Annotated in this window: 6 protein-coding genes; all 6 read right to left on the reverse strand. The window is 71.6% G+C overall.

Annotation, left to right across the window (positions count from 1 at the left end):
• Window positions 1–480, reverse strand: a 480-nt coding sequence (locus B9S61_RS30185) for an ATP-binding cassette domain-containing protein (RefSeq protein ID WP_258039924.1), incomplete at its 3' end; no start/stop codon positions are given.
• Window positions 481–485: 5 nt separating this feature from the next.
• On the reverse strand, window positions 486–1313 hold the full coding sequence (gene modB, locus B9S61_RS30190; RefSeq protein WP_103545074.1) for a molybdate ABC transporter permease subunit: 828 nt from the start codon (window positions 1311–1313) through the stop codon (window positions 486–488).
• Entirely contained in the window at window positions 1310–2116 is an 807-nt protein-coding gene (gene modA, locus B9S61_RS30195) for a molybdate ABC transporter substrate-binding protein (protein ID WP_103545075.1), read from the reverse strand. Before modA ends, modB begins: the two co-directional genes overlap by 4 nt.
• A 163-nt stretch (window positions 2117–2279) precedes the next feature.
• Entirely contained in the window at window positions 2280–2675 is a 396-nt protein-coding gene (locus B9S61_RS30200) for a molybdopterin-binding protein (protein ID WP_103545076.1), read from the reverse strand.
• Window positions 2676–2909: 234 nt separating this feature from the next.
• Entirely contained in the window at window positions 2910–3110 is a 201-nt protein-coding gene (locus B9S61_RS30205; RefSeq protein WP_103545077.1) for a DUF5999 family protein, read from the reverse strand.
• Between the two features lie 241 nt (window positions 3111–3351).
• The coding region (locus B9S61_RS30210) for an ISAs1 family transposase (protein ID WP_107499716.1) at window positions 3352–3893 on the reverse strand (542 nt) is incomplete at its 5' end.

Consider the following 3893-nt stretch of genomic DNA (forward strand, 5'->3'; position numbering starts at 1 on the left):
CAGGTGCCGGGGCTTGGCGCCGCCGTGCTCGGCCAGGCCCATCCGGTCCAGCCACGCGGCGGCCTGGGCGCGGGCCTCCGCCTTGCCGGTGCCCCGGCAGCGCGGCCCGAAGGCCACGTTGTCGAGGGCGGTGAGGTGAGGGAAGAGCAGGTAGTCCTGGAAGACGACGCCCACGGGGCGCGACTCCGGCGGCGTACGGCGCAGGTCCGCGCCGTCCAGCCGCAGATGTCCGTGGGTGAGGGGCGCGAGGCCGGCCAGTGTGCGCAGGGCGGTGGTCTTGCCCGCGCCGTTCGGGCCCAGCAGGGCGACGACCTCGCCGGGCGCGGCGGTCAGTGCGATGTCCAGGCGGAACGAGCCGCGGTCCACGACGAGGTGAGCGTCCAGCCCTTCGGCGACGGATCGGGGCGTGGCGGGTCCGGGGGAGGCGGGTCCGGGGGTGGTGTCGGCGGGGCGGGTCGTCTTCCCGGGTTTCTTCGGCATGATCGTCAGGCGGTCCTCATCCAGCGGTCACGCAGCCCGGCCAGTACGGCGATGGACACCGCCAGCAGGACCAGGCTGAGGGCGATCGCGGCGGCCGGGTCGTTCTGCAGGGCGAGGTAGACGGCGAGCGGCATGGTCTGCGTACGGCCGGGGAAGTTGCCGGCGAAGGTGATCGTCGCGCCGAACTCCCCGAGCGCTCGCGCCCAGGCCAGTACGGCACCGGCCGCGATGCCCGGAGCGATCAGCTGCAAGGTGACGCGGCGGAAGGCGGTGAAGCGGGAGGCGCCCAGGGTCGTGGCCGCCTCCTCGTAGCGCGGATCGGCCGCCCGCAGCGTGCCCTCGACGCTGATCACGAGGAACGGCATCGCCACGAACGTCTCGGCGAGGACGACGCCCGCGGTGGTGAACGGCAGGGTGATGCCGAACCACGCGTCCAGCCACTGGCCGACGACCCCGTTGCGGCCCAGCGCCAGCAGCAGGGCGACACCGCCCACCACCGGGGGCAGGACCAGCGGCAGCGTCACCAGGGCACGGACCAGGCCCCGGCCGGGGAAGTCGGTACGGGCCAGCAGCCAGGCCAGCGGGACGCCGACGACCAGACTGAGCGCGGTCGCCGTGGTGGCGCACAGCAGCGACAGGCGCAGCGCCTCCCACACCCCGGGGCTGGTCAGCTGCTCGGGCAGGCTGCGCCAGGGGGCACGCAGCAGCAGGGCGAGCAGGGGGACCAGAAGGAAGGCCAGGCCCAGCAGGGCGGGCGCGAGGAGGGCGAGCGGGACACCGCGGCCGGGCGTGCGGGGGCGTGTCTTCCGGGAAGCTTCCTGGCCGGTGGTCATGGCTTCAGGAATCCCGCCCCGTCCAGCACCTTCCGGCCCTCGGGGGATTGCACCAGCTCCACGAACGCCTTCGCCGCCGACGGGTTCGGGGCGTTCTCCAGCCGGGCGATCGGGTAGTCGTTGACGGCCTCGGCGGACTCGGGGAATTCCACGCCCTCCACCTTGTCACCGGCGGCGCGCACATCCGTGCGGTACACGAGGGCCGCGTCGGCCTCCTTGAGTTCGACCTTCGTCAGGGCGCTCTTGACGTCCTGCTCGTAGGAGGCGGGTGTCAGTCCGACGCCGCCGGCCGTGAGCGCGGTCTGCGCGGCGGTGCCGCAGGGCACCGTTTCGTCGCACAGCACGACCTTCAGACCGGATGCGGTCAGGTCGTCGAGGGAGCCGATCCCGAGCGGGTTGCCCGGTGCGGTGGCGATCTGCAGCCGGTTGCGGACGAAGGTGCTCGGCCGGCCCGCCGTGTTGCCCTCGTCCGTGACGAGCCGCATCGCCTTCGTGCCGGCCGCCGCGAAGACGTCGGCGGGGGCGCCGTTGTTGATGCCGGCCGCCAGGGCGTCGCTGCCGCCGAAGCTGAGGGTGACCTCGGTCCCCGGATGCTTCGTCTCGAACCGCTCACCCAGCTCCGTGAAGGTCTCCTTCAGGGAGGCGGCCGCGAAGACGGTGACCGTGCCGGTGACGCCCGCCCCCTCCGGTCCCGAGGAGGACCCCGGGCCGGACGGGGAGCAGCCGCTCAGCGCCAGTACGGCGATGGCTCCGACGCCGGCGACCCGGCGGGGCTTACCCGCCCGTCGTACGGAACGGATCATCCAGGAGACTCCTTCGGCGGGTCGGGGCAGAGCCCGCGGTACTCTGCCACTACGCCGATCATACGTGCGCATCTGCCAGGAGTGAGCCCTTTCTTTCCTCGCATAGGCGAGCGGGAGAAGTGAAAGCGCCTGCACATGCGTTCTTTCGGCACGCCTGCCCGCCTCAGGTGCGGTCGATATGGACGTTTGTCGACTTCACTCGCGCGACGGCCTCCACACCGACCTCCAGCCCGAGTTCCTCGACGGCCTCGCGGGTGAGCAGGGAGACGAGACGGTGCGGGCCGGCCTGGATCTCGACCTGGGCGGCGACATCGCCGAGCTTGATCGCCGTGACGATGCCGGGGAAGGCGTTGCGGGCTGAGGTGTACGGGGCGTCTTCCCCGGGGGCACCCGCCTTGGCGAGTTCGACGGAGAACGCGGCGAGATCCCGGCCGTCGATGAGCCGCCGTCCGCCGTCGTCGCGGTGGGTGGTGACGCGTCCCGCGTCCGCCCAGCGGCGGGCGGTGTCAGGGCTCACTCCGAGCAGTCTCGCTGCCTGGCCGATCGTGTAGGACTGCATGCCGGTCACGATAGGGCGCGGGCCGGGGCGTCGCGGGGCAGGGACCGAGGGGCCGTCGGACCGCCGACACCGCCCTGCCCGCCCCGGCCACGTGGGGCAGGAGCCGGTCACGCCTTTGCGTGTGGCGTATTACGGTGAGTGACGCGGCCCGGAGACGCGTCGGGGCCGGTGCGCGGAAGGTTCCGCGGTCCGGCCCCTGCTTCCGTCCCGGCGGTCCGTACCGCCCGGTCGTGCTCAGGCGGTGGTCAGGCTGGCGCCCCGGGGGCGCTGCGGGGCGATGACTTGGCCGTCGGGCAGGAGTTCACCGGTGTCCTCGAAGAGCACGACACCGTTGCACAGCAGGCTCCAGCCCTGCTCCGGGTGGTGCGCCACGAGCCGGGCGGATTCCCGGTCGGCGGAGTCGGCTGAGCGGCACGGTGGCTGGTGCTGGCACATGGGTGGGATCTCTCGCTCTGTGGTGACCGTTGAGTCGGCTGTCGGTTCGGTTCCGCTGCGTGAAGCCTCGTTCATGACCGTCCCCCGTTGTGATAAGTCGGTCGGCACCAGTGTTGCCCCACGGACGAGGTTCCGCAGGGATTTCGCGGCACCGCTCCTCACAGGGGGATGACGCATCACCCGCCCGGACGGTTCAGCTCAACTGCCCTGTCAATTCGGGTGGTTCACCATCAGGGCTTGATCAAGTTCCGTGAGTGTCTGGGTTGTTGGTGATGCCCAGGATGGCGAGTGCTCGTTCGGGTTCGTGGCGGATGGCGCGGGTGGTCTTGGCGATGTTGTCGGCTCCGAGGATCTTCAGGGTGCCGATGGCGAGGTTGCGGATGGTGGCCATGGCGCGGGGTGCGGTGCCGGTGTGAATGGTCGAGGCGTCCTCGGCGAACGTGACATCTCGGATGTAGTGGGAGGAGTTTTCGATTCCCCAGTGCCCCCGGATGGCGGTGGCGAGGTCGATGGGGCGGGTTTGATGGGCGGCGAGGCTGGTGACCGCGTAGACGTTCTCGCGGGTTTCGGGCCGGCCGGTGGGCTTGCGGCGGCGGTGGACCCGGATGGCGAGGTGGGCGTGGGGGAAAGCGATGCCGCCGAGGTTGTCGGCGATAGTGCAGGTTTTGATCGAGCGGGACTCGCGGCGGCCGTGGGCGGTGGCGGAGGCGGTGTGCTGGACCTTGATCGAGGTCCAGGGCAGGGCGGCGAGCTGGGCGTAGGCGGTGGGCTGGTTGGCCTTGA

Source organism: Streptomyces sp. SM1 (assembly GCF_002910825.1).
Taxonomy (GTDB): domain Bacteria; phylum Actinomycetota; class Actinomycetes; order Streptomycetales; family Streptomycetaceae; genus Streptomyces; species Streptomyces okerensis.